This is a genomic window from Legionella sp. 227, from assembly GCF_043161935.1.
GTDB classification, from domain to species: Bacteria; Pseudomonadota; Gammaproteobacteria; order Legionellales; family Legionellaceae; genus Legionella; species Legionella sheltonii.
Window position 1 is genome coordinate 2,618,421 of record NZ_CP171154.1, and the last position, 23,648, is coordinate 2,642,068.

Here is a 23,648-nt window from a genome sequence, read left to right on the forward strand (position 1 = left end):
TCATTAGGTTTGGAACAATATTTTTTAAATTAACAACTGTTTTCAACACTTGATTGACCTGCTTAATACCTAAATAGACCCTGCGTCAATTTTATTTTGATTTTGGGCTTTCCACAATTGAGCATAGGCACCATTTTGATTTAATAGTTCATTGTGGGTACCTTGCTCAATAATCACACCATTAGCGAGTACCAGAATATTATCTGCATGCGTTACTGTAGAAAGCCTATGGGCAATAATAAGTGTTGTTGTGTTGACCGATATTTGTTTGAGACAGGTCTGAATGTCTTTCTCTGTTTTCATATCCAGTGAAGATGTTGCTTCATCAAAAATAAAAATTTTAGGTTTTTTAAGCAGCATTCTAGCGATGGCCACTCGTTGTTTTTCGCCACCAGATAATTTTAATCCGCGCTCACCAACTTGGGTTTCTAACCCATCAAGCAGTTTTGTCACGAACCTATCAAGATGTACTGCTTGTAGTGCATCTGCCAATTCATCGTCAGTGACATGCGGATTTCCATAGATTAGGTTATTTCTTAAGGTATCATTGAATAAAGCAGTTTCCTGAGGAACGATACCGAGTATTGCTCTGAGTGATGCCTGTTGGATAGTGCTAATATTTTGCCCATCAATCTGAATACTCCCAGAATTCAAATCGTAAAGCCGAAAGATTAATCGTGCGAGAGTGGATTTGCCAGATCCTGAGGATCCAACGATTGCAGTAGTGGTCCCGGGTTCAACTATAAAGCTCACGTCATCAAGAATTTTTCGATGTTCATTATAAGCAAAATGGACCTGATCAAATTGTATTTTTCCTTCTTTATAATTAAATGTTTTGGCATTGGGTTGGTCTTGAATATCGATAGGAATTTTCAGCAACTGAATCGCGGCTTGAAAACGGGCTAAATCATCTCGGGTAACACGAATTCGATAGCCTAGCATGGATAATGGCAGCATGAACATGAATAAATAGCCATGGACCATTACAAAATCTCCGACATTCATGGTCCCTGCAATGACTCGACTGCCAGCAAGTAAGAGCATAATAATAACACACATACCGACAATGACATTTTGGATAAGATGAATTTTTGCATCGGCATTTAATGCTCGAGTATCTGCATGAGCCTTTTCTTGTAATTTTTGAGCAGCTGTATTGATTTCATCCTGTTGGGTATTAAAATATTTCACAGTATCTGCATGCAACAGGCTTTCCACAAGATAAGCGTTTGCAGATGCATCTTCATTGTTTTGCTTCATTCTGCATTTTACAATCCATTGAGCGGTGTAATAGCTTAGCAAGATATAAGAAACTAGCATCAACAACAGAACCAACCCAAAGAAAGGATCATAAAAATAGCTCAAAAAAATCATAGCAAAAAGGATTTCTATAAGAACCGGCAATATCATCACAATAGGTCGACCAATAAGATCAACAGCGGACGAGTGAGAACGCTCTATGATTGTAAGAATTTCGCCTGATTTACGTTCTCTATGAAATTTTGTGGAAAGTGCTTGTACGTGATCAAAAAGTTGTAAACAAAATTTTCTCGCCCCTTCTAATTCTACAGGAAAAGCTATTACTTGACTGAGGGTGATACACGCTTTGGATGCGCCCCAAACCGATGCATAAGTCAAAATGATGACTAAAGGGGTGCTGTTTAAAAATAAGGCATGTCCAGAGAGTGCATTAATGGCCTCTTTTAAAAAAATGGGGACACACAAATTTAGTGCAATCGAAATCAATATAAATACGAAGGCCAAGACAACGTGAATTTTTCCTTTGAGGCTGTTCTTTGTCCAAATGCAAGGCCAAAGATAGTGGATGGTTTCTTTGATGCTGGGGAAATTTTCATTCATCATGACGCACTCTTTTGCTGCTGGCTATTCCACATAGAGTAATATAATCCCTTCTTCTCGATTAATTCTTGATGCGTTCCAGTTTCTACGACTTCTCCGTCTTGTAAAACAAGGATGTTGTCTGCATGAATAATCGTACTCAAACGATGTGCGATGATTATGCTTGTTGTATTTTTTGCAATCTCTTCAATATTTTCCTGGATATTTTTTTCAGTTTGCGTGTCGAGCGATGCGGTTGCTTCATCAAATAACAAAATACTGGGGTTGCGCAATAAACATCTCGCTATGCCAATCCTTTGGCGTTCTCCTCCTGATAACTTAAAACCCCCTTCACCGATATTGGTTGCAATGCCATTGGGGAGTTTTTTTATCATCTCTTCCAAGTGCGCCAGTTGGATTACGGTATTGATTTTATGCTCGGAGATATCTAGAGCACCGTAGCAGAGATTGAACTTCAACGTATTGTTGAAGAGTAGAACTTCTTGTGGAACAATTCCGATTTGTTGGCGTAATGAATGCTTGCTCACAGCAGTAATATCCTGGTCATCTATGAGTATTTGTCCCTGAGTGACTTCAAATAATCCCAGTAATAATCGTGCGATCGTTGATTTACCCGAGCCGCTGGGTCCCACAATAGCTGTCATCTTTGCGGGTGGAACTTCGAAGCTTACATTTTTTAAAATGGGGTGTGCTGGTTGATAACCGAAAGTGACGTTTTTAAAGTGAACATGCGGCCCAGTAATGGATAAAGGTTTTGCATCAGGATGATCTCGCTCAACTTCATCGCTTTGCTCTGATAGATAGGCTGAGTATTCTATTTTGGATAAATCATTTTTGGTATCTCGCCAACGCACACTCGCTTCACTTAAAGGTTCAAATAACTGTAATAAATAGCCGTTAATCAGGACAAAGTCACCCACTTTTAACTGTCCAATTAAAATTTGATACCCTACTTTATAGGACAAAAAGGCAAGGCCACCCGCAATAATGAGTGTTTGTATCACCAAAAACATGCCCATTCCACTAAATAATGCTGTATTTGCTTGCACGCTTTCTTGTAAAAACTGGTCGATTTTTTGATGTTCCGCAGTTTGACTGTTGTAGTATTTTACGGTTTCTGTGTTGAGTAGGCTGTCGGCAATTGCTGCACTTACATTTAATTCAGCAATGCTACAATTTTTTTGCAGGACTGTGGATTTTTTTTGAGTGAGTCCATTAAAAACAAGATAGATTGCCAAAATAATAATTAGATAGAGGCCATAGCTTAAGCCATAGAAGTGCCAAATAATTAAAAAAGCGAATAGAATTTCTAAAAGAACAGGGACAATTCGAAACAATATGTTCGAGATAAGCATCGCGATTGCAAGCTGTGCGCGACTAATCGCGCTGGTTATTTTACCGGTTTCCTTATCCAGATGAAATTTGTAATTTAAAGCATGAAGATGGGCAAAAACATGAGTACTATAATCCGCAATAGTTGTACTTATGTTTACATAAGTAAGCATCTCGCGAATTTTTTCAGTGCATCTTGCCAGCATCCAGAGTAATCCATAACAGCAGATCAGCGAGATAATTAACATACTTGATGTCATTAGCGTACCGGATAATGCAGTTACTATATCTTTAAAAAATATGGGTACAATTAAATTTAAGGCGAGTGTTGTGAAAACCAAAAATAATGAAAATATGACCCGAAACTTTTTTTTAAAGTTATTTTTCGGCCAAAAAAATGGAAAAAAATGGGATATTATCTGTAAACTCGTCAAATAGAGTCCTTCTCGATTATTATCATATGATTGAGGAGAATAACATTAAGCAGAGTTATTGTCAAAAGTGGTGTACAGCATTAGGCGGCGTTTCTGTCTGATTGTTCACCAACCTGTACTCCGTCTTCAAACTTCACGTTATTAACAACAAGAGTTAATAGGTTAAACCCTCTAATTTTAATCCATCGTTTCTGAGCTGACTCCATCAATTTAAATACCATTGCCAACGTGCTGTCTCTTGAGCCACAGTTACGTGATTTTTTTGTACGTAGGCGCACTGTAGCGAAAGCGGATTCAATTGGATTTGTTGTTCGGATATGAATCCAATGCTCCGCAGGAAAATCATAAAATGCGAGTAATTCCTCACGGTCTTTACTTAAGCACTCCATTGCTTTTGGATACTTAGGCGCGAATAACTCCACTGTGTTGTCAAACGCTTTATAAGCCTCTTTGCGTGTTGATGCCATCCAGATTTCATGCAATGCTGCTTTCACCTTGGGCTGCACCGATTTCGGTAATTTATTCAGGACATTGGCTGTTTTATGCACCCAACATCGTTGATGACGGGTATCGGGATACACTTTGCTAATAGCATTCCAAAAGCCCAATGCACCATCCCCTGCAGCCAGTTTTGGAGTGTGAGCAAGCCCCCTTTGTCGTAAGCTTGTCAACAGCTCCTCCCAGCTTGCTGAGGACTCACGGAACCCATCACTCACAGCGACTAGCTCTTTATGACCGTGCTCAGTAACGCCAATAATAACCAGCAAACACAAGCGGTCATCCATTCGCACTTGACTGTAAATACCATCTGCCCACCAATAAACATAACGCTTGTGACTTAAATCCTGACGCTGCCAGCTTTGATGCTCATCAAGCCATTGGCTTTTTAATCGACACACCGTATTTGCAGATAAGCCTTTTGCATGCTCACCCAACAGAGAACCTAAAGCCTCGGAGTAATCACCCGTTGATAATCCTTTTAAATAAAGCCAGGGAATCAATTCCTCAATACTCTTTGTACGTCTTAAATAGGGAGGTAACAAATGGCTTTGAAAATGAATACCAGAGCCTCCCCGGTCCCGCACTTTGGGTACTTTGATGCTGACATCACCAACGCCTGTCTGAATGGTTCTTTCTGGCAAATAACCGTTGCGAACGATAGCCTGTCTACCGTCGAGTAATTTATAATCCTCATATTCAGACAACATAGCACTGAGCTCCGCTTCTACTGCTTGCCTAATCAAATCACGGGCTCCATTTCTCAATAATTCAGTTAAGGGATCAGCAATTTTTTCAACTGGTGTTGAGACTTCTTTCAGTTTACAATTCTTCATGGCGTAGTTCCTTTTGTTGATTATGTTCTTGCGGAACAATCAACAGAATACGCCACCTAATTTATTTTTCCCATACACCAGATTCGAGCATAACTCCATTAAGCAATGTAGGAAGTAAAAAAACCGTAGACATTGGGCAAGCGCAAAATAATTTGTGTTCAAAAAAACATACATTTGTGGAATAATGCGAGTCAGTCCATCATGATATGTATGAACTGACCTGTTATTTGAAATGAAAGATTTCTTGGTAATAGTTGATTTTTGATAGGATAGTGGTCTAAATTTTTATAAAATTAAATAGTACAAAATTTTGATTATCAAATTTTGGAGGGACTATGGAATTATTAGATGCAGTTGAGGCATTGGTGAAAAATCCTCTCCTTGATACAGTGATTTTAGAGGATTGGATTTTAAGTAAAAGCTTAGTTGAATCATATAAAAACTCAGATACCCATAAAATCAGGGAGTTAATCACTGATAAAAAGAATTTTTCGGATATGAGTCATGTGATCCCGTATTCGGATATGAGCCATGTGTTTCCAGTGACCCAATAGGGATTTAAGTGAAAGTTTTAGCATTAGTTGGCACTGGAATTAAAACAATAGCTCATATTACAGAGGAAGCAAAAGGATATATTTGTACTTGTGACAAGGTATTGTACTTAATTAATGAACCCTTGCTAGAGCGTTATATTCATAAATTAGCGAAATCATCAGAGTCACTGGATACAATCTACTTTAACGCTAAATCAAGAGAAAATGCTTATAATAATATGGCACAATATATTCATAGAGCGATAGAAGATGTAGACTCTCTATGCGTCGTTATATATGGCCATCCATGTTTGTTTGCCACTCCTGGCTTGCTTGCTTTATCTGGGCTTAGTGATACCATTAAAACAGTGGTGTGTCCCGGTATTTCAGCTCAAGATTGTTTATATGCTGATCTTAGATTTGATCCCGCATCTGGAGGGATCCAGTCTTTTGATGCTACGGAATATCTTTTGTATGATAAATCAGTAGATACTTCTTCGCATGTAGTGATTTACCAGATTGGTATGGTTGGAAATTTGGGTTTACCAACGAATACAGTCAATTTGGAAGCCATCAATTTTATTAAAAAAAAGTTAATTAAGCTCTATAAAAAAGAAAAAAAGGCAATTGTTTACGAAGCTGCTCTTTATCCTGGTACTCATCCAAAGATATCTGAATTTGATTTAGAACAACTTGATAAGCAAGAGTTAACAACACTATCTACTTTGTATATTCCTCCCGATGAAATACAACGAGTGCCGAGTTCTGATGCATTAAGGTTATTAAATCAAGTGGCATAGTTTAAGTGGATGTATCTAATTTTTATTTAATGTGAGGGATTACAATGAGCTCAGCAGCCAGCTCTTCTAAAGTAGGATTTTCCTTTAGTGATTTACCAGTCACTTGTAAACTATTATTGGTTCTTTCTTTTATAGAAGCTATTGGAGGCGGCCTATCTTACCATATTGCGTATTTTTTTAGTGTAAGCACCAATTTTAATAAATTAAACATAGGTTTCTTAGGCTTTTCAATGGGGATTGGAGCTATTTTGGGCAGCATATGTGGTGGATACGTTACAGGAAAGGCACAAGCAAAGGGTATAATTGGGACAAGTTTCTTACTTATAGGAATAGCGTTTGTTATTTTAGCAAAAGTAAGTTCTTTTCATTTATCGGTTGTCTTTGTATTTTTAATGGGATTTGGAATCAATTTATTTATCACTTGCAGTAACTCATCTTTGTTGCAGATTTCAAGAAATACCAATCACAGTTTAACGATTGCCCAATCCTATAAAAATGCACTGGAAAATACTGGTGGTATTGTGGCAATGGTGTTGATAATGCTTTTAGCACAAAATCATTTTAAATTAGCAATGACTTTGGTCGGTGTTACTTTGATATTGTTTTCAATAGTTATTTTTCTAAAATTAGAAATCAGCAATCATGATGTGGCTGCAAAACCCAGTAATAAAGAAGAAATTGAGACAGTCTATAGCTCGCTTATCCCAATGTTATTTTCAGTATTTTGCATCGGTTTAACTTATGGGATACAAAAAACCGTACTAGGGATTCACTTAAACGAAACAATAGGAAATTCTTTAATAATTGGATTTTTTTTCGCAACCGATCCCATTCTAATCGCATTATTTCAAGTAAAATTATCAAAAAGGATTGAGCGATTCAATAAACATATAGTTGCTTGTATTGGTTGTATTCTATTAGGGGCGTCAACGTTTGCTATGGGCCTGTCTTCTACAATACTAGAAATGTTTTGTTCGCTTTTAGTTTTTACTCTTGGTGAAATGTTGTTTATGGCGTACTCCGTTGCATTATGTCATCAATATGGAAGCTCTAATCACAGCGGCTTAGGAATAGGGGCGTGGCGCAGTGCATATGCATTAGGCATGATGATTGGCCCTCTTATATCAGGAGTAGCAATGTATTATTTTAATGCCCAAAGTGCTTGGACAATATCTTCTTTGCTGTGTTTCATGAGTGCCTTCTTAGTATTTAATTCCAAAAGAGCACAGCGGTTAGAAGCTGTTTATTGAGATGCATCCTTTAAAAAATGGCGCATCTTGACAAAATGTGTCATTGCTTAAATTCTGTACTCCAGAATCATTTTTGAATAAATGATGAATATCCGAAAGCCAATTTTGTTTATTCTCAAACCCATGGTAATAAACAAATTGAGCTTTTTTGGCTTTTTCTTCAAGAATTGTACCAGCCCATTCTTCATGATTAGAGGAAAATAAGTCTTTATATTTATTGGTAACGATTTTTATATTTTCAAGCTCAGAAATTAAGGTTGCTTTTTTCCTGGATAATCCTTGGTATGGTCTAAAAATAGGATGTTGAAGCGAAAAATATACTGGATTTTTTTCAACGTGCTTTTTAGGTATTAATATAGAGGGTTCTGTTTTTAGCTTATAAATGTCTTTTAAAATGTAGGTTATCCATGATGCAGGCAAGAGCTCATCGGTATTGGTAAACGAAAACCCATATTTTTCACCTATGAGAATTTCAAAGATATATTTAGCAGTATCTTGAATAAAAAAATCTCGCTCTAAATTTGACTTATCAAAAGCAACCCTAAAAATATGTTGATAATAGTCTCCGTAGTAGGTGTAAGCATAATAATTTAGATAATATTTAAAGAAATATTTATTAATATTGATCCACTCAGGATTATTAACAATGTTTTCTATCCATTTTTCAGAAAAGTAAACGATGGAGGCCCGCCATTTACTTTCAGAAGGGCAAGATTGGTAAATTCGTTTAAAGAACTCACTGTGATCATGGTATGAATTAGGGATGGTGCAATCAATTCCAGATCGAATAAGACGATTATGGCTTCTTTTGCATCCAATATTTTGTATTACAAGAGTGGTTTGCGCTCCAGCTTTTACAGACAGTATGCCATTAGGCAAGTATCGTTTAAGTGGTTTTATCTGGGTTACATGTCCAATGTTAAAAAAATCTCCTTTTTTATCTATGTAAACGGGATGTGTTTCATTTTCTGCATTACCTCTTAAGAACCATTCAAAGCCTTTATCTAATACAAGACCTAATGGACAACTATGAAATCCATAAAAGAGATCTTTGGTAATTGGTTCTTGAGATGAAAAATTATTGAGGGTTTGAAGTTTTCCTTGGTGTGGAATATAAAAGGTTTCAGAATCACCAATTAAATCACCATATCCAAAGTTAAAAATATAAAGTGGGAACTCTTTTCCAGGTGCGATTTCATCAACTAAGAAAAAAAAATCGGGATTAGAACGTTTTACTTCTTCTCCAATTTCATCCCAACATACTCTAGTAAAATTCCTACAAAATTCCATATTCGTACTATTATTGATTAAGTTATTTTTATTTTAAACTAAAATGCATATTTGCCAAATATTTTAGTGATGTAAATGACAGGCGTAGTATGCTCTAATCAGATCATACTTGTCAAATAAGTAAAGTACGTTGTTGTATCGTAATAAGGATTTTAATCATGAAGATTGTAAGTGAACAGGGTATTAATGGAGAGTGTATTGCGGCTCAGGTTATTGAGAAAATCTTAAGTTGTACAGAACATAATCCTGTTACATTATCCGAGATATTAGGGATATCTTTAAAAAAGCTTGTTCTGAAAAAGGGGTTTTCAAATGATGAAGTCTTAATGATTGTAAATCTAGGAAGTTCTTTATTCATTAATTAATAAAATACTTTAGCTCCATTCTTGACCCAACCTATTATTTGAAACATTGATGCTGATTCAAATCGTATTTGTGGCCAGTCTGGGTTGAGAGGTGAGCATATAAATGTATTGTCTTCTGAGCTTATTTTTCTAAATAAGTTTTCTTCTGTAGCCTTAATATGAATCAGCACCAAATCGCAATGGTTTTGTTTTTCTTTACAAAAAGTAACTAGGTCGCCCGTATTATAAGTAGGGAACATGCTTTTATCATGCACGATAAATGCAAAATCCTCATGAGTTATGTTGTCTTGAATTGATGAAGGTATTGGAAGATAACCTTCGATTTTAAATGAGGCATTCATTATAGGGATCGTTAGGAATGGATGATCCTTCATAGGTTTGTGGTCAACATCTAAAAATAATAACCATGTTGGAGAAACACCCAATGCACTACCGAGTATCTCTGCATCTTTAAACCTGGGTGATCTTGTTCCTCTTTCCCAATTACTAATTCGTTGCGTTGAAAAACCAGTGGTCTCAGCCAACTGCACCGCAGTGAGTTTTTTGTTTTTTCGCAACTCTTTAATTCTTGACCCTATTTTTAATTTTATATCCATAAAAACCTTGAAAAATAAACATAATTGTTTATTATAAACGAAATCGTTTATATTTATGTGTATTGTTTACCTAGCGTTTATTATACACATAAGTTGAATGAACAGTAACAAATAAACAAACCGATTGAGATAAAAAATATGTTTAAGGCATTTTCTGTAGCTATCTACAGAATAAGTTGAAAAGGAGCATACGTTGTGGAAAATAACTTTAGGCTACAAATCTGTAAGAGCATTATTAATTATTTATTAGAGTCAACTAACTATACTCTAAAAGATATTGCTGCTTTATTAAACTGCTCAATAAGACAATTACATTCTATTTATTTCGATGAGTTAATGCCAACAAATCTATATTGCGAGCGGGATCTTGTGAGGCTTTATCATTTAATTCTTGAACTCAATACCAATAAACAATATGTGCATCAGGGTTTTAAATGGGGTTGCATATGAACACTTTAAACATTGAAGAGGCCTCAAAGTTTCTAGGCGCCCACAAGGAAACTATCCGGCGAATGGCTGCATCAGGTGAACTACCTGGAGTAAAGATAGGACGAGGTTGGCGTTTTATAGAACAAGATCTTGCGATGTATATGCGAAACAAGTACTCTACTAGCGATGCATCGTGGGGTGTCGATATAGGAGATAATAAATGGCACTCACGAAAAAAAATGGGTTCTGGTGGATCGACATCACCTTCGGTGACAAGCGTATACGCAGAAGCACTAGGACTAAAGTAAAACAACAGGCGCAACAATTCCATGATAATTTTCTACAAGATCTATGGAGTAACAAGCATACCAAATTACCCCAACAGAAATCGTGGGTAGATGCTGTTGTACGATGGTTAGAGGAATCAGCGCATAAACGAAGTTTAGTTACGGATAAATTTCATTTGGCCTTTCTGGATTCCTATCTTGGTCAGAAAATGCTAGATGAAATTAACTCTGAATTAATTGAATTTATTGCGCAAGAAAAAGAGCGGACTAATGTTACTCCAACAACGGTCAACCGAATGTTGGAAATTATACGTGCTATTTTAAACAAAGCTCATAAAGAATGGCAGTGGATAAACACTATGCCATTATTCAGAATGAGAAAAGTTGAAAATAAGCGTATACGTTGGTTGACTAGGGGACAGGCTGATAAATTGCTTCAGGAGCTGCCAAATCATTTGAAAGATATGGCAGCTTTTACTTTGGCAACTGGTTTACGCCAATCTAATGTTACTAAATTGCAGTGGAGTGAAGTGGATTTAATTAGAAAACATGCACTCATTCATCCTGATCAATCTAAAACAAAGAAGGCTATCCCTGTTCCTTTAAACTCTCAGGCAATTGCCATTATAGAAAAACAAAAGGGTTTACATCCCATATTTGTTTTTACCTATTTTGGTAAGCCTGTTACACGATGTAATAATCATGCTTGGCAAAAAGCGTTGATTCGGGCAGGAATCAAAGATTTTCGCTGGCATGACTTACGTCACACTTGGGCAAGTTGGCACGTGCAAAATGGTACCTCATTGCAAGAATTACAGCAATTGGGAGGATGGTCAGAATATGAAATGGTGTTACGTTATGCACATCTTTCAAGTGACCATTTAAAAACGGCAGCAGAAAGAATTTCAAAAATTTCTGGCACGTTTTCGTCACTGTAACTTGGTTTTTACGGCATGTTTCGAACTGAATCCTGGCTAACTTATTGATTTTACTGGGATTAAATGGCGCGCTCGGAGGGACTCGAACCCCCGACACCTTGGTTCGAAGCCAAGTACTCTATCCAGCTGAGCTACGAGCGCAATGGGACATGGATTTAATGTATTTTGTCATATCACTTTCTGGTTAATCATTAAGGTTAGTAACCAGTATTGGTGGGCCGTATAGGATTCGAACCTATGACACAGAGGTTAAAAGCCTCCTGCTCTACCACCTGAGCTAACGGCCCGCAGGACAAAATATTTTTTAAAACTGTACTCTAAAACTGGTGGGCCGTATAGGATTCGAACCTATGACACAGAGGTTAAAAGCCTCCTGCTCTACCACCTGAGCTAACGGCCCTAAAGAGGCTGGAATAATACCGGATTAGCACAGAATTTCAAGTCTTTTTATGATGTTTCTCATAATTTTGTTGTTTTTATGAGGCACAAATACATTTTTTAAGCAAAAATAGCTTAATAAAAAAAGGGATCTTTAATTTGTGGGGCTTGAAAACAAATGTTTTTTTCTGTGGCCAGGATGGTCCAGTTCTGTAATTTTAGCTTCTCAGCAAGAATCGAAGCCTTATCCATGGAGGTTACAAGTAATAAAACATCAGCACCTAAAGCGCCGCAGCCTTTGATTGCTTGAATCTCAGGATATTTTTTAAATTCATTAATAAATTTTAAGCTGTGTTCCGCTACCAAATTTAATTCGCTTAATTTTTGATGGTAATCATTTATAGTCTTAATCAATTGTGCGGAGTTTTTTTGCTCGAATGCTTGCTGGGCTGTATCTACTAGACAGGATAAATAATCAATCTGATCGGGCAGGGTAGTATCTTGCAAATGATGATGGGTAGCCAGCTTCACTCCGGTGTGAATGAGAAAAAAAGACAGATCATGAAAGGGCCAACCATAGGATTTCAATATTTTTCGTTGTTTATTAATGTAAACACATCCTTGTTGTGATTGTGCTATTACATCATATCCACTCGGTTTTAAACCTTTTCCGGCCCAAGAGGATTCATAATAGGCTTGAAGCATCTGATTTAAATCAGCTTTTGACTCATTCAAGAAACAACCCGCCAAATAGCTTGCCAAAAATTGGGCGCTGGAGGCACCTAAACCGCCTCGACCTGCATAAGGATCATTCCATAAAAGACCTGGCTTGAAATTTTGTTTTTGCCACCAAAGCCCAGCTGGAGAAGCGGGGTGGATTCCTGATAGCTCTTTTTGCGATATAAGCATCAGTTCAAAACAAGGGGAAGTCGTTATAAGAAATGCAGAGGCTTCCGCTAAAGCAGCATATTCACCTAATAAAAAGGTTTTTGCAGGAATGAGCCATTTCATACAGCAATTGGTGTTTGTCTGATTTTAGCCAGTAAATCATGAGCATTGTTAAGGCTAATTCTTTTATGTAAATCCAACCATTTTTGCAAATGCTCTTTAAGTACGGGCATTTCATTTTCATTGGCTCCTGCAGCCAAGAGCAGGTTATCAATATGTAATTTCATGTGGCCTTGAATAATCCCTTCGGTGCATAAGGCTTTAATTGCCCCTAAATTTTGTACGAGACCTACTGCAGCAATGATTTGGGATAATTGATTTGCTGAAGAAATATTCATCATTCGTAAACACATTTTTGCAGTCGGATGTAACGAAGTAACACCACCAATAGTCCCTACAATAATTGGTGCAGTTAGTTGACCTGTCAGTATCCCATCGTGATAGCGCCAACGCGTAATTGCTCGGTATTGTCCGTCGCGTGCTGCGTAGGCGTGAACACCGGCTTCAACCGCGCGCCAGTCATTACCAGTCGCAATTAAGACGGGATCAATACCATTCATTACCCCTTTGTTATGAGTAGCTGCTCTATAAGGATCCATTTCAGCAAAAAGCGATGCTTCTTGCAGTTTTTGACCGAGTATGGGTTCGATGGTGTGGATAGTTACTTGAGCCGTTGTTAGCTTTTGATCATTCAAATTGGATAAAATACACATGGTGACTTCTTCACCAGTTAACTGCTCTATAGGTGTTTTCAAGTACTCAAGTACTTGATTAATAATGTTAGCTCCCATAGCGTCACAGCTATTCATAGTTAAATGAATTACCGCCATATCTTGATTATCTTCTCTTTTGAGCTGACGTAATTGAAGATCGATAACACCGCCGCCACGTTTCACCATGTTTTCTGCTACATCTTTATTGGCTTTATTGATTAAGTACGTGCGATTTTCATGAAAAATCTGCGAGAATTTAGAAAAATCGTTCACTTTTGCCAATTGAATTTGGCCTAAAATGCATTCACCATGAACCCAGGTTTTTATTTCGCCACATTGCCTAATCCATTTGGCGGATTTGGATAAAGCCGCGATGATTGATGTTTCTTCAACAGCCATAGGAATGACATAGTCTTGACCATTGATATTGAAATTAGTGGCTACACCTAGAGGAAGTTGAAAATAACCGATAACGTTTTCAATCAGTTTATCTGCCAAATTCAAATCTTTGATGCCGCCATTTTTAAGAAATGCGATGTCTTCAGATGTTATTGCCCCTAAGGCTAACAAGCGTTTAAAACGTTCTTCTCGTGTTAGTTTGGAAAATCCGCGAAAAAGCTCATCAGTATTAGAAGTTAAAGGCATGCTTTCTCCTTTGAATAGCCGGCATTAACGCAAGTTTTTATAATGCCTCGTTTGCGTTGTTCAAATAGGCTGTAGTTGTCTTGCATACCCGATTTTACTGTCTTGAAAAAAATAAAGCCAATTTTATCATAAAAGGGAACAGCAAACTACTTGAAAATCACGTAAGTTGTAGGAATTTGTTTTATGAAGCGTACCTGTTTCTGAAGTCTGAAGTGCAGATAATAGAGAATCGTTCTCTCCTGACCCACATTCAATCAAATTACCGAATAATCCTGGCATTGTAGAATGATATCATTTCACTGTTTGGATAATATTTTTAGTTTATGATTAAAAAAAGATCTTTTAATTCCTTTTTGTATCAAATCATTGTTTTTTAATTTATTTTTCCTGGTAATTATTTGTCATTAAGAGTAAATTGCACGCATTCAATTTGATTAAATTGCTGGGAGATGTTATGGGAAAGAGTAGAAAAGAAGAAAATGCTTTTAATACAGCTCAAAACATGAGAAATATACTCATTGGACAATTGAAAAGGTGTAAATCTTTAGAAGAGTTAAATGGTTTTTTAAGAAGATATGAGAAAAAAAAAAGAAAAAATCCTCTAACAATTAGTTTAACCGAAAATCATCGAAAGATTATCAGTGATTTGGATGTTCAGATTAATGAATTAACTCAAAATCTAAAGAAACAATATATTCCACAAATTCAAAATGAACACTTGTCGAGCTCTCATGAGCAACGTGAAAAAGCCGAAGAAATCACAACTCAAGTTACTCCTGAAATATTATCGATAGATTGGACTCCAAAAAGCGCTGAAAAGCAGGATGAAGATACTGAAGTCAAGGAGGTCGGAAGTGAAAAAAGTGCTTCTTTCCAAACCCAGACTAAAGCTGCAGACCCTAGAAAAAAGAAAGATGAGGCTGACATAGCGCGGAAAAGAATAAGCAAAGAGGTACAATTTAAACTTCCATCGGATGCGCAACAAAAAACGGGACAGGTTGCTAAGCATGACAAACCGCTTCAGGAAAACAATGGTGAACTGAGAGACAGGAGACGTCGAAGCATACAGCTTTATGAAGTGACTGTAAAATTAAAAACACTTCAAACGAAGTACAAAAAATATGAAGAGAAAGTGAAACAACATAAGAAAAATCCAGATAAGGTAACGCAATACAAACAAGCAGCGGCTGCTGCTAAAAGCATTTATGAGCAAATATCGGCATTCGCTAATCAATTCATTGTTGATGGAGATTTAGAATCTTTTAAAGCAAATAGCCAAGCATTGCTGAGTAAAGACAACGAACATGTGAAAACGCTAAAGTCACATCGTGGCTGGTGGGAAGAGTTCCTGGACGATCTGGTCAAGCTGATTAATAAAGGATTTGCCAGTGCCGGTTCTTCAATTCGTGTAGGGAACTTTTCAATATTTAAACCCGCAGCTGATGGAGGCAAGAAAATTGATGAGCTCAGTAATGCAATTGATGCTGTTTCGCTCACCAAGCCCTTAATTTCTTAACCTTGTTAAACAAATCGATTGTCATTCTCGTGACTTTATTGAGAAATAAATTCCCAACGCGGGAATGACAAAATGCAGTTTGAAAATCTAGGATTCTTCCAAATTATCTATTCAGCAAAAAAGTAGAGAAGTCTGGGTTTTGCAAGCTCACCCCGGCTGCATTTTTACCCTATCCGAATAACTCGTTCTTGTGGTACCATCTTCAATTGTTTTTGCTCTTCTAGATCATTAATATTATTCTTGGGGTTATTTTTCAAAAAAATGACTATGGTACAAAGCAACGCGCAAATCACTTTTGATAAGGAACTTGCCAGATTTCACTGTACGGGTGCATGGTCTGTTTTGCAAATTGGGAATTTATTAAAAAAATTTAGTGAAGGTGAATTGCCCCAAAAAGAAAAAATAATCATTAGTGGAAAAGGAATGAGTCATTTTGATAGTGCAGGGGGCTTGGCTCTAATTAAATGCATTGATGCACTCGAGCAACAAGAAAACCTGGTGGAACTGACTGATTTTACCGAAGCCCAACAGCAACTTATCGATTTAATTAAATCAAAAAAAGATCTTTTAGGTTATCAAATTCCCTCCGAACCCAAAGAAAATTTATTTTATCAATTAGGCAAAGAATCAGAAAATAAACTACGTCAAGTAGATGGACTTCTTAATTTAGTTGGAGATTTAACAACTAAAATTATCGAAGCATTTGGCAATTTGCGTCGATTTCAATTACCAAGCATTATGTCGAATATACATGCTACCGGTGTCACTGCTTTACCTATTCTCGCCTTACTTTCTTTTTTAATCGGGGTGGTCTTGGCTTACCAAATGGGATTGCAATTGCAAACATATGGCGCCAACATCTTCATTGCCTATTTATCGGGCATGGCCATTTTTCGTGAATTTGCCCCACTCATTACCGCAATTATTGTTGCTGGTCGAACCAGTTCTGCATTTACAGCCCAAATTGGCAGTATGAAACTCAATGAGGAGGTCGATGCGCTGCTCACCATGGGACTTTCTCCTACTGAGTTATTAGTGCTTCCGAAAGTAATCGGATTATTGATTGCATTTCCTTTATTGATTTTTTGGTCTGATATTTTTAGTATTTTAGGTGCAATGATTATGTCCAAGAATCAACTGGGTATAAGTTTCGTTGATTTTTTACAACGTCTAAGAGACTCTGTTGGGCTCTCACAGTTGAATTTAGGTCTTTATAAAGCGCCAGCATTTGCATTGTTAATCGCTTTGGTTGGTTGCTTCCAAGGGTTTAGAGTGGAGGCGGGCACGGAAAAAAATATCGGGAGCCAAACTACTAAAAGTGTAGTGCAGGCATTATTTCTGATTATTATTGCGGATGCAATTTATTCAGTTATTTATAGCCGGATGCATTTATAGATGAGCGAACCCATTATCGAAATTAAAGGTTTAAAAAATTACCTCGGGGGGCAATGGGTACACTCGGATGTGAATTTGACCGTAGAAAGAGGGGAAATTCTAGCAATTATTGGTGGTTCTGGAAGCGGAAAAACAACAATATTACGTAGCTTGTTAATGTTAATGAAGCCTACAGCAGGCGTCATTAAAGTTTTTGGCCAAGACATTCGTCATCTTGATATGCAACAATCATTCTCGCTTCGACGTCGTTGGGGAATGCTTTTCCAGCACAGCGCACTCTTTTCATCAATGAATGTGCTGGAAAATGTCATGTTTCCCATGCAAGAATTTACTAATTTGGATTATGAGTTCATGTATGAATTAGCCTTGCTAAAAATCGCTTTAGTAGGGTTACCCAAAGAGGCGGCGGGCAAGTTGCCTTCGGAGTTAAGTGGAGGGATGCAACGAAGAGCAGCAGCGGCACGAGCCATTGCTATGGATCCGGAATTATTATTTTTGGATGAGCCAACTACAGGTTTGGATCCATTAAGTGCAAGACTTTTCGATGAGTTGATTGTTTTTTTAAGAGACTCTTTAAAACTGACTATAGTCATGGTGAGCCATGATATAGAATCTTTAAAACGAACTACAGATCGCGTAGCCTTTATTGGGGATGGAAAAATTTTAAGTGTAGAGCCAATTGATGATTTAATGAAAAATAAGAATAAAATCATTGCTGGTTATTTTAGTAAAATGTAAGCATAACTGGAGACAGAATACTTGGAATCGAAAACCAATTACACCATTGTAGGTATATTTGTACTCATATTGCTCGTGGGGCTTGTGGCTTCCATGTTGTGGTTGTCTGTTGGTTTTAATCAAAAAAAGTATACAACTTACACTGTTTTCATGCATGAAGCAGCTTCCGGTCTAACTAAAGATGCCCCTGTAAAATTCAATGGAGTGCAAGTTGGATATGTAAAGGAGATAAGATTAAATCAAAGCGATCCAAGACAAGTGGAAATTTTATTGGATATTGAAGAAGATACACCAATTACTACAAGTACTTATGCAACATTAAATTCTCAAGGAATTACTGGTGTTACTTATATTGGTTTGAGCGCAAGCACTTCGGATTTGACACCAATTCAAAAAATGCCTGGCGAACCTTTTCCTGTTATCCCTTCAAAACCTTCTGTTTTCAATCAATTAGATAGCATTTTGAAAAAGGTTTCTGAAGATATAGGTATAGTAAGTTCCGAAGCACAACGTATCTTTAACGAAGAAAATGCAAAACACATAAATCATATATTATCTAATGTTGAGCATTTTTCTAAAGATCTTGAGCGTAATGGCAAAAATCTTAATGTTTTTATGGATAATCTGGCTAAAGCGAGTCGCGATCTTCCCCATATACTCAATGAGTTAAAAGTAGGAATCTCTAAGTTTGATACTATGGCCGAAAGTTTGAGTAAAGCCGGGAATAGTGTATCAAAAACGATGGGCTCAGGAAGAAACACGTTAGATAAAATTTCCCAAGAAGCTCTTCCACCAGCCGTAATTTTATTACGCCGATTGAATGCCATTTCTGCAAATTTGGAAAAAGTGAGCAGTGAAATGCGTCAGAACCCTGCTGTGGTTATTCGTGGAAGTAAACCGCCACAACCTGGGCCTGGAGAATAAATGATGAAAAAGTTGACTGTTTTTCTTGTGAGTTTTAGCGTGGTGTTGCTTAGTGCATGCTCACCAGTAAAAGTCTCTGTAAAAAATCAATATCAATTGAGTGCATACAGCACGAAACAGTTGGCCCAAAAACCTATGCCCATTACTTTGTTGGTTACCGCAACTGAAGCTGCTGCAGGGTATCAAACCGAACAAATGCTTTATATTAAAAAACCTTATGCGCTTGAGCCTTTTGCAAATAACGCATGGGTAAATCCACCGGCTGATATGTTATATCCTTTAATTCTACAAAGTTTACAAAGAACAAATCTTTTTAAAGCAGTTACATCCAATGCGTATACCTTAGGAGTAGATTATCGATTGGATACCCAACTGCTTGCATTAGAACAAAATTTCCTTAAAAAACCTAGTGTCCTCGAATTTTCAGGCAAAATGGTTTTGACTCATGTTAGTGATAATAAGGTGCTTGCCTCGCGGATTATCAACTTACAGATCCCTTGTCCTAGTGATACCCCCTATGGCGGTGTAATCGCAGCGAATAAGGCAACCCAACAATTTACTGCAATTCTCGCACAGTTTGTCGTATCTCATATACAACATTAGAGTAGTGTGATTGCGAGTCTAGCAAGGGGCTTTTATCGAAACACAGTGCTACAGCATGGAGGTCCCTCGCTAGGTTCGAGATGACCCAAAAGATCCAATCCCCAAGCCACTTGCATCAAGGCTACAATCTGGTTAATTATGATCACATTGTCCTGTAGCCAAAAAATAAAAAGAATTGTACAATGTGCCCCCATGAGCCCTATATGGGATTTTGAAATTTATCAATAATAAAAAGAACGAAGGAGATTGAGGATGAAAGCCGGATCATTTTGTAAATTAGGTCTGCTTGTAGCGAGTGCTGTTTTAGTTGCTGCTTGTTCTAAAGCACCAGGTAGTGCTGAAGGTGTAGGTGTGACCGAAGCTGAGGCCTCTGCTCAAGGTCTAGGACAATTTACTCATTTTGCTGGTCAAGAACCAGGCGAATCGTATACAACTCAGGCACCCCATAATCAATTGTATTTGTTCTCCTATGATGACAGTAATTTGGCTCCCAAATATTTACCATCAGTTAATGCTCAGGCAGAATACTTAAAGACGCATCCTGGTGCTCGAGTGTTAGTCGCTGGACATACTGATGAGCGTGGTAGCCGTGAATATAACGTAGCTCTTGGTGAGCGTCGAGCAAATACCGTAGCTGATATTTTACGTATGGCTGGTGTGAACAGACAACAAGTTCGTGTCGTAAGCTATGGCAAAGAGCGTCCAATTAATTTAGGACATGATGAAGCATCACACGCACAAAACCGACGTGTTGAATTTACTTATGAGGCAACAAGATGATTAATTGCAAAAAACACATTATCGCTGCTGGCTTTATGCTAATACTTCCTTTGACCTGTTGGTCAGAGGCGCCTGTGGTCGATGATAGTGAAAATTTTGCAATTAGTGAGGAACAACAGGCGTATGAAGCGCCTGTTGGCTCAAAGTATGGTGCTGAAAGTAGACAGTATGATGTAGCTCGGAATGAGAATTACACCATCGATAACTCGCAAACGGATGATGAACCTGCGCTTGCTAAAGATGATCAAGCCAATGATTCGAATAATAATATTACAGATAATGCGAAGCTGATTGATAAAATCCAAAGCTTACAACAAGAAGTACAAGAACTCCGTGGCCAATTAGAAGTACAAGCTCACGATTTAAAATTGTTGCAGCAACAGCAAGTTGCTTTTTATAAAGATTTAGATGCTCGTTTAAGTGGAACCAGTTCTGCGAAAGTATCGACAAATAAAGCATCGGCTAATAAGCCGGCACTGGATCTTTCCGTTGGTTCTAAAGAACCAGCTCCCAAAACAGTTACACCCGCGTCTGATATACAAGCAAGTAAATCAGTTTCTATACCATCCCCTGCTGCTGTTTCTACTTCGAGAGCTAATCCTGCTGACGAACAAATTAGCTATTTAGCAGCCTATGAATTAGTGAAAAACAAGCGATATGATGACGCTATAATTTCTATGAATGGATTTGTGCAAAAATATCCTAAGGGTGGTTATACTGCTAATGCTCAATATTGGCTTGGAGAGCTTTATTTAGCTAAAAAGGATTATTCTAAGGCTATAGAACATTTTAATGTGGTTTTACAACAATTCCCCACCTCAAGTAAGTCTGCAGCAAGCATGCTAAAGACTGGTTATGCCTATGCTGCACAAGGTAATAAGCAAGAGGCTCAGAAATTCCTGCAACAAGTAGTAAGAGCTTATCCTGGTACACCTACTGCTCAATTGGCTAATTCAAGATTACGTACGATATAACTAATAAATTTTTTATGCGTAACTCTGAAATTCTGGGTTACGGCTTTGCCTTCACCCAGGCTACATTGAACTAATTTATGGATTCCAAGGAGAAAAATATGTATTGGCTAGCTCATGCCCCAGCTAATATCGCTTTGATCAAATATATGGGAAAAAAGGATAATACAAATACTCCTGATAACCCGTCTCTATCCTATACCTTAAATGATCTCAAAAGTACGGTAAGGCTTGAAAAAATAAGCTCAAAAAAAGATATTTGGGAACCGCTAATAATACCTGGTGGAATTGAAAATTTTGTACTGTCCCCAGAGGGTCAAAAAAGATTTCTTGATCATTTAGCTCGCATAAAAACATACTTTGGCTATGAGGGTGGTTTTTTAGTGCAATCGTGCAATAACTTTCCTCACAGTAGTGGTATGGCAAGTTCTGCGTCAAGTTTTGCGGCATTAACGCGCTGTGCAGTTACAGCTTTGAGTGAGCTAACAAATAAGCCCATGCCTACTATTGATGAACAAGCCCAGCTAAGCCGTTTGGGATCGGGTTCATCATGTCGATCTTTTTATTCTCCTTGGGCTTTATGGGATGATAATGAAGTTAAAGAAGTAAATTTGCCTTATCAAGAATTAATTTACCAAGGTGTTGTGATTAGTAATAAAAAGAAAGAAGTCCCTTCTAGTGAAGCCCATCAACGAGTAAAGAGTAGTCCTTTTTATGAAACACGAAGCCAAAGAGCAAGAGAGAACCTAAAGCTTTTATTAGACGCTTTAATGACTGAAGATTGGACTGCGGCATATCAAATCTGCTGGAGAGAATTTCAAGATATGCATCGTTTGTTTACTACTTGTGAACAACCTTTTACTTACATGACTGAAAGTTGTACCGACCTTTTGCATCACTTAGAAAATTTTTGGAATAAAAAAGGGGATGGCCCCATAGTAACTATGGATGCTGGACCAAACATTCATTTATTATATCGTTCCAACCAGGCAGAACTAGCACGTGAATTTAAACGTGATTATTTAGTAGGGAATTATGACGTTCTTTGATTTTGAAACTACAACTTTTGGAAAGTGGATTTTAGCAGGTGAACATGCTGTAGTACGAGGACATCCAGCCTTAGTATTTCCAATTAAGGAAAAGAAATTAACACTAAATTATTCTGCGGCTGGGTCTTCTTTAGGAGCTGATTATGCAGGGAGCAGCGGTGCTGATATGCAACTGTTGTTTTGGAGCGTGCTAGAACATGGAATGCACTTATTAGGGCGCTCTTTAAACCAAATAGGGGGCTATTTTCATTTAGACAGCACGATCCCTGTGGGAGCTGGTATGGGCGCTTCAGCCGCTCTTTGTGTGGCAATGAGTCGTTGGTTTTGTGCGCAAAAAATGATAGAGCCCGATCAATGTAATGATTTTGCAAAAGAACTAGAACATTTATTCCATGGAAAAAGCAGCGGACTTGATGTTGCTGGAGTTGCTACTGAGAAAGGGGTGTATTTTAAAGCGGGATCTACTATGCCGCTACAGCAAAAAATTTACCCACAGTTTTTTTTATCTTCATGCAAACAAATTGGAATTACATCGCATTGTATTCATCAAGTTCAGAACTTATGGACTAATAATCCTATTTTGGCTCAAAAAATTGATGAACAAATGGTTGATGCGGTTGAAGAAGCAAGAGCTGCTTTAGAACAGGGTGGTGCCGATGCAATAACCTCTTTAGCCCAAGCAATTAATAAAGCCGCTGATTGCTTTTATCAATGGAATTTAGTTAGTGAAAGTTTGCAACAACATATGAATTGGTTGAGCGCAGAAGGGGCACTCGCCGTAAAACCAACAGGATCTGGGGGTGGGGGATTTGTATTAAGTCTCTGGAATAAGCAACCACCTGACCATCTCGAATTATTGACTGCTTGATGTAAATACAGGGCCTCATGCTCCGAAAGGCTTTATTTGCGCTCAGTATTTAAAGAGAATGGTTAGATTTCAGCGTAGGTGAGGTGAGCAAGTCCAAACGTTTGAATAAATGTTAGAATGAGGCTTGAGCTATTACTTCTAATCTACGAATTGGTAATAGACTTCATTTACTTTGACCATTCCAAGCTCATATCGTGCTTGCTCTTCTAGGGCTTGATCGCCACTTTTTAACTCTCTGATATCCGCTTCAAGTACCCGATTACGGGTTGTTAATTTATTATTTTCCTGTTCGTGAGCGGCGAGTTTTTTTTCAAGGTTATGCCATTGAATCAAATTTCCATCGCCCAGCCACAACTTATGTTGTAAAACAACTAGAGAAACAATCAAAATGATAAACAAAGGGCGCATAGGTTTGTTTAATTAAAAGGTTATCCTTTAACCATTCTATTACCATTTCGTAATGTGTAGCAATATCTGCTTGCGTAATTTTTATAAGAATTTAGCTTGTGATTTGTCGTTTGGATGAAGCGCAGCGCAATCCATACTCATCACGAGCATATGAGGTATTCCTACGATGTAAGCATTGTATTTACGATGGCAGAAACCTCGCTAGCTCGGGATGAAGAAAAGTGGGGAGAAAATGCCCGCAGGGCGGATGAGGCTAATCTCCCG

At 37.7% G+C, this 23,648-nt stretch carries 24 protein-coding genes and 3 tRNA genes; 16 read left to right on the forward strand and 11 right to left on the reverse strand.

Annotated elements, in window-relative coordinates:
• Positions 1-69 precede the first annotated feature (69 nt).
• The 3 genes from ACF8MK_RS11305 to ACF8MK_RS11315 form a co-directional block, all read right to left on the reverse strand.
• On the reverse strand, positions 70-1,863 hold the full coding sequence (locus tag ACF8MK_RS11305) for an ABCB family ABC transporter ATP-binding protein/permease (protein ID WP_392536754.1): 1,794 nt from the start codon (positions 1,861-1,863) through the stop codon (positions 70-72).
• Positions 1,860-3,626, reverse strand: coding sequence for an ABCB family ABC transporter ATP-binding protein/permease (locus tag ACF8MK_RS11310; protein ID WP_392536755.1), 1,767 nt, complete (start codon positions 3,624-3,626; stop codon positions 1,860-1,862). The genes ACF8MK_RS11305 and ACF8MK_RS11310 overlap by 4 nt, the downstream gene beginning before the upstream one ends.
• Before the next feature lie 80 nt (positions 3,627-3,706).
• A complete protein-coding gene (locus ACF8MK_RS11315) occupies positions 3,707-4,960 on the reverse strand; it encodes an IS256 family transposase (protein WP_392536665.1) in 1,254 nt (417 codons plus the stop codon).
• Between the two features lie 335 nt (positions 4,961-5,295).
• Here ACF8MK_RS11315 and ACF8MK_RS11320 point away from each other — a divergent pair, with 335 nt between their 5' ends.
• From ACF8MK_RS11320 to ACF8MK_RS11330, 3 genes are read left to right on the forward strand one after another with little or no spacing between them, the layout of a single operon-like run.
• Complete coding sequence (locus ACF8MK_RS11320; protein ID WP_392536756.1) at positions 5,296-5,514, forward strand: hypothetical protein; 219 nt, start codon at positions 5,296-5,298, stop codon at positions 5,512-5,514.
• A gap of 8 nt (positions 5,515-5,522) precedes the next feature.
• On the forward strand, positions 5,523-6,293 hold the full coding sequence (locus ACF8MK_RS11325) for an SAM-dependent methyltransferase (protein ID WP_392536757.1): 771 nt from the start codon (positions 5,523-5,525) through the stop codon (positions 6,291-6,293).
• Between the two features lie 44 nt (positions 6,294-6,337).
• A complete protein-coding gene (locus tag ACF8MK_RS11330; protein WP_392536758.1) occupies positions 6,338-7,543 on the forward strand; it encodes an MFS transporter in 1,206 nt (401 codons plus the stop codon).
• On the opposite strand, the gene ACF8MK_RS11335 is transcribed toward ACF8MK_RS11330, so the two are convergent.
• Complete coding sequence (locus ACF8MK_RS11335; protein WP_392536759.1) at positions 7,526-8,833, reverse strand: hypothetical protein; 1,308 nt, start codon at positions 8,831-8,833, stop codon at positions 7,526-7,528. The two genes, ACF8MK_RS11330 and ACF8MK_RS11335, sit on opposite strands and share 18 nt — an antisense overlap.
• A gap of 158 nt (positions 8,834-8,991) precedes the next feature.
• Here ACF8MK_RS11335 and ACF8MK_RS11340 point away from each other — a divergent pair, with 158 nt between their 5' ends.
• A complete protein-coding gene (locus ACF8MK_RS11340; RefSeq protein WP_392536760.1) occupies positions 8,992-9,198 on the forward strand; it encodes a hypothetical protein in 207 nt (68 codons plus the stop codon).
• On the opposite strand, the gene ACF8MK_RS11345 is transcribed toward ACF8MK_RS11340, so the two are convergent.
• A complete protein-coding gene (locus tag ACF8MK_RS11345) occupies positions 9,195-9,794 on the reverse strand; it encodes a helix-turn-helix domain-containing protein (protein WP_392536761.1) in 600 nt (199 codons plus the stop codon). The two genes, ACF8MK_RS11340 and ACF8MK_RS11345, sit on opposite strands and share 4 nt — an antisense overlap.
• 195 nt (positions 9,795-9,989) lie before the next feature.
• Here ACF8MK_RS11345 and ACF8MK_RS11350 point away from each other — a divergent pair, with 195 nt between their 5' ends.
• The 3 genes from ACF8MK_RS11350 to ACF8MK_RS11360 are packed head-to-tail and all read left to right on the forward strand — an operon-like array spanning position 9,990 to position 11,448.
• Positions 9,990-10,244, forward strand: coding sequence for a hypothetical protein (locus tag ACF8MK_RS11350; RefSeq protein WP_392536762.1), 255 nt, complete (start codon positions 9,990-9,992; stop codon positions 10,242-10,244).
• The gene (locus ACF8MK_RS11355; RefSeq protein WP_392536763.1) at positions 10,241-10,531 is read left to right on the forward strand and encodes a helix-turn-helix domain-containing protein; all 291 of its coding nucleotides are present in this window, start codon (positions 10,241-10,243) and stop codon (positions 10,529-10,531) included. Before ACF8MK_RS11350 ends, ACF8MK_RS11355 begins: the two co-directional genes overlap by 4 nt.
• Positions 10,444-11,448: a tyrosine-type recombinase/integrase gene (locus ACF8MK_RS11360; protein WP_392536764.1), complete on the forward strand. Its 1,005-nt coding sequence runs from the start codon at positions 10,444-10,446 to the stop codon at positions 11,446-11,448. The genes ACF8MK_RS11355 and ACF8MK_RS11360 overlap by 88 nt, the downstream gene beginning before the upstream one ends.
• Positions 11,449-11,512: 64 nt before the next feature.
• Here the strand turns inward: ACF8MK_RS11360 and ACF8MK_RS11365 are convergent.
• From ACF8MK_RS11365 to ACF8MK_RS11385, 5 genes are all read right to left on the reverse strand, one after another.
• Positions 11,513-11,589: transfer RNA gene (locus tag ACF8MK_RS11365), tRNA-Arg, on the reverse strand.
• A gap of 70 nt (positions 11,590-11,659) precedes the next feature.
• Positions 11,660-11,735: transfer RNA gene (locus ACF8MK_RS11370), tRNA-Lys, on the reverse strand.
• A 37-nt stretch (positions 11,736-11,772) separates the two neighbouring features.
• Positions 11,773-11,848 (reverse strand) — tRNA-Lys (locus ACF8MK_RS11375).
• A gap of 113 nt (positions 11,849-11,961) precedes the next feature.
• Positions 11,962-12,837 carry a hypothetical protein gene (locus ACF8MK_RS11380; protein WP_392536765.1) on the reverse strand — a complete coding sequence of 292 codons (876 nt, stop codon included), beginning with the start codon at positions 12,835-12,837 and terminating at the stop codon, positions 11,962-11,964.
• A complete protein-coding gene (locus ACF8MK_RS11385) occupies positions 12,834-14,132 on the reverse strand; it encodes a hydroxymethylglutaryl-CoA reductase, degradative (protein WP_392536766.1) in 1,299 nt (432 codons plus the stop codon). Before ACF8MK_RS11385 ends, ACF8MK_RS11380 begins: the two co-directional genes overlap by 4 nt.
• 454 nt (positions 14,133-14,586) lie before the next feature.
• Here ACF8MK_RS11385 and ACF8MK_RS11390 point away from each other — a divergent pair, with 454 nt between their 5' ends.
• The 9 genes from ACF8MK_RS11390 (at position 14,587) to ACF8MK_RS11430 (ending at position 22,976) form a co-directional block, all read left to right on the forward strand.
• Complete coding sequence (locus ACF8MK_RS11390; RefSeq protein ID WP_392536767.1) at positions 14,587-15,648, forward strand: hypothetical protein; 1,062 nt, start codon at positions 14,587-14,589, stop codon at positions 15,646-15,648.
• A gap of 267 nt (positions 15,649-15,915) precedes the next feature.
• Positions 15,916-17,043 (forward strand): MlaE family ABC transporter permease, encoded by a 1,128-nt coding sequence (locus tag ACF8MK_RS11395; protein WP_392536768.1) that lies wholly within the window; start codon positions 15,916-15,918, stop codon positions 17,041-17,043.
• A complete protein-coding gene (locus ACF8MK_RS11400; RefSeq protein WP_392536769.1) occupies positions 17,044-17,781 on the forward strand; it encodes an ABC transporter ATP-binding protein in 738 nt (245 codons plus the stop codon).
• A gap of 21 nt (positions 17,782-17,802) precedes the next feature.
• The gene (locus ACF8MK_RS11405; protein WP_392536770.1) at positions 17,803-18,705 is read left to right on the forward strand and encodes an MlaD family protein; all 903 of its coding nucleotides are present in this window, start codon (positions 17,803-17,805) and stop codon (positions 18,703-18,705) included.
• Between the two features lie 3 nt (positions 18,706-18,708).
• On the forward strand, positions 18,709-19,308 hold the full coding sequence (locus ACF8MK_RS11410) for an ABC-type transport auxiliary lipoprotein family protein (RefSeq protein ID WP_392538955.1): 600 nt from the start codon (positions 18,709-18,711) through the stop codon (positions 19,306-19,308).
• 252 nt (positions 19,309-19,560) lie between these two features.
• Positions 19,561-20,088 (forward strand): peptidoglycan-associated lipoprotein Pal, encoded by a 528-nt coding sequence (gene pal / locus ACF8MK_RS11415; protein WP_265702826.1) that lies wholly within the window; start codon positions 19,561-19,563, stop codon positions 20,086-20,088.
• Entirely contained in the window at positions 20,085-21,062 is a 978-nt protein-coding gene (gene ybgF, locus ACF8MK_RS11420; protein WP_392536771.1) for a tol-pal system protein YbgF, read from the forward strand. Before pal ends, ybgF begins: the two co-directional genes overlap by 4 nt.
• 98 nt (positions 21,063-21,160) lie before the next feature.
• Positions 21,161-22,108 (forward strand): diphosphomevalonate/mevalonate 3,5-bisphosphate decarboxylase family protein, encoded by a 948-nt coding sequence (locus ACF8MK_RS11425; protein WP_392536772.1) that lies wholly within the window; start codon positions 21,161-21,163, stop codon positions 22,106-22,108.
• Positions 22,095-22,976, forward strand: coding sequence for a mevalonate kinase (locus ACF8MK_RS11430; RefSeq protein WP_392536773.1), 882 nt, complete (start codon positions 22,095-22,097; stop codon positions 22,974-22,976). Before ACF8MK_RS11425 ends, ACF8MK_RS11430 begins: the two co-directional genes overlap by 14 nt.
• A gap of 138 nt (positions 22,977-23,114) precedes the next feature.
• Here the strand turns inward: ACF8MK_RS11430 and ftsB are convergent, their stop codons facing one another.
• On the reverse strand, positions 23,115-23,384 hold the full coding sequence (ftsB, locus tag ACF8MK_RS11435; RefSeq protein ID WP_028380069.1) for a cell division protein FtsB: 270 nt from the start codon (positions 23,382-23,384) through the stop codon (positions 23,115-23,117).
• Positions 23,385-23,648 lie beyond the last annotated feature (264 nt).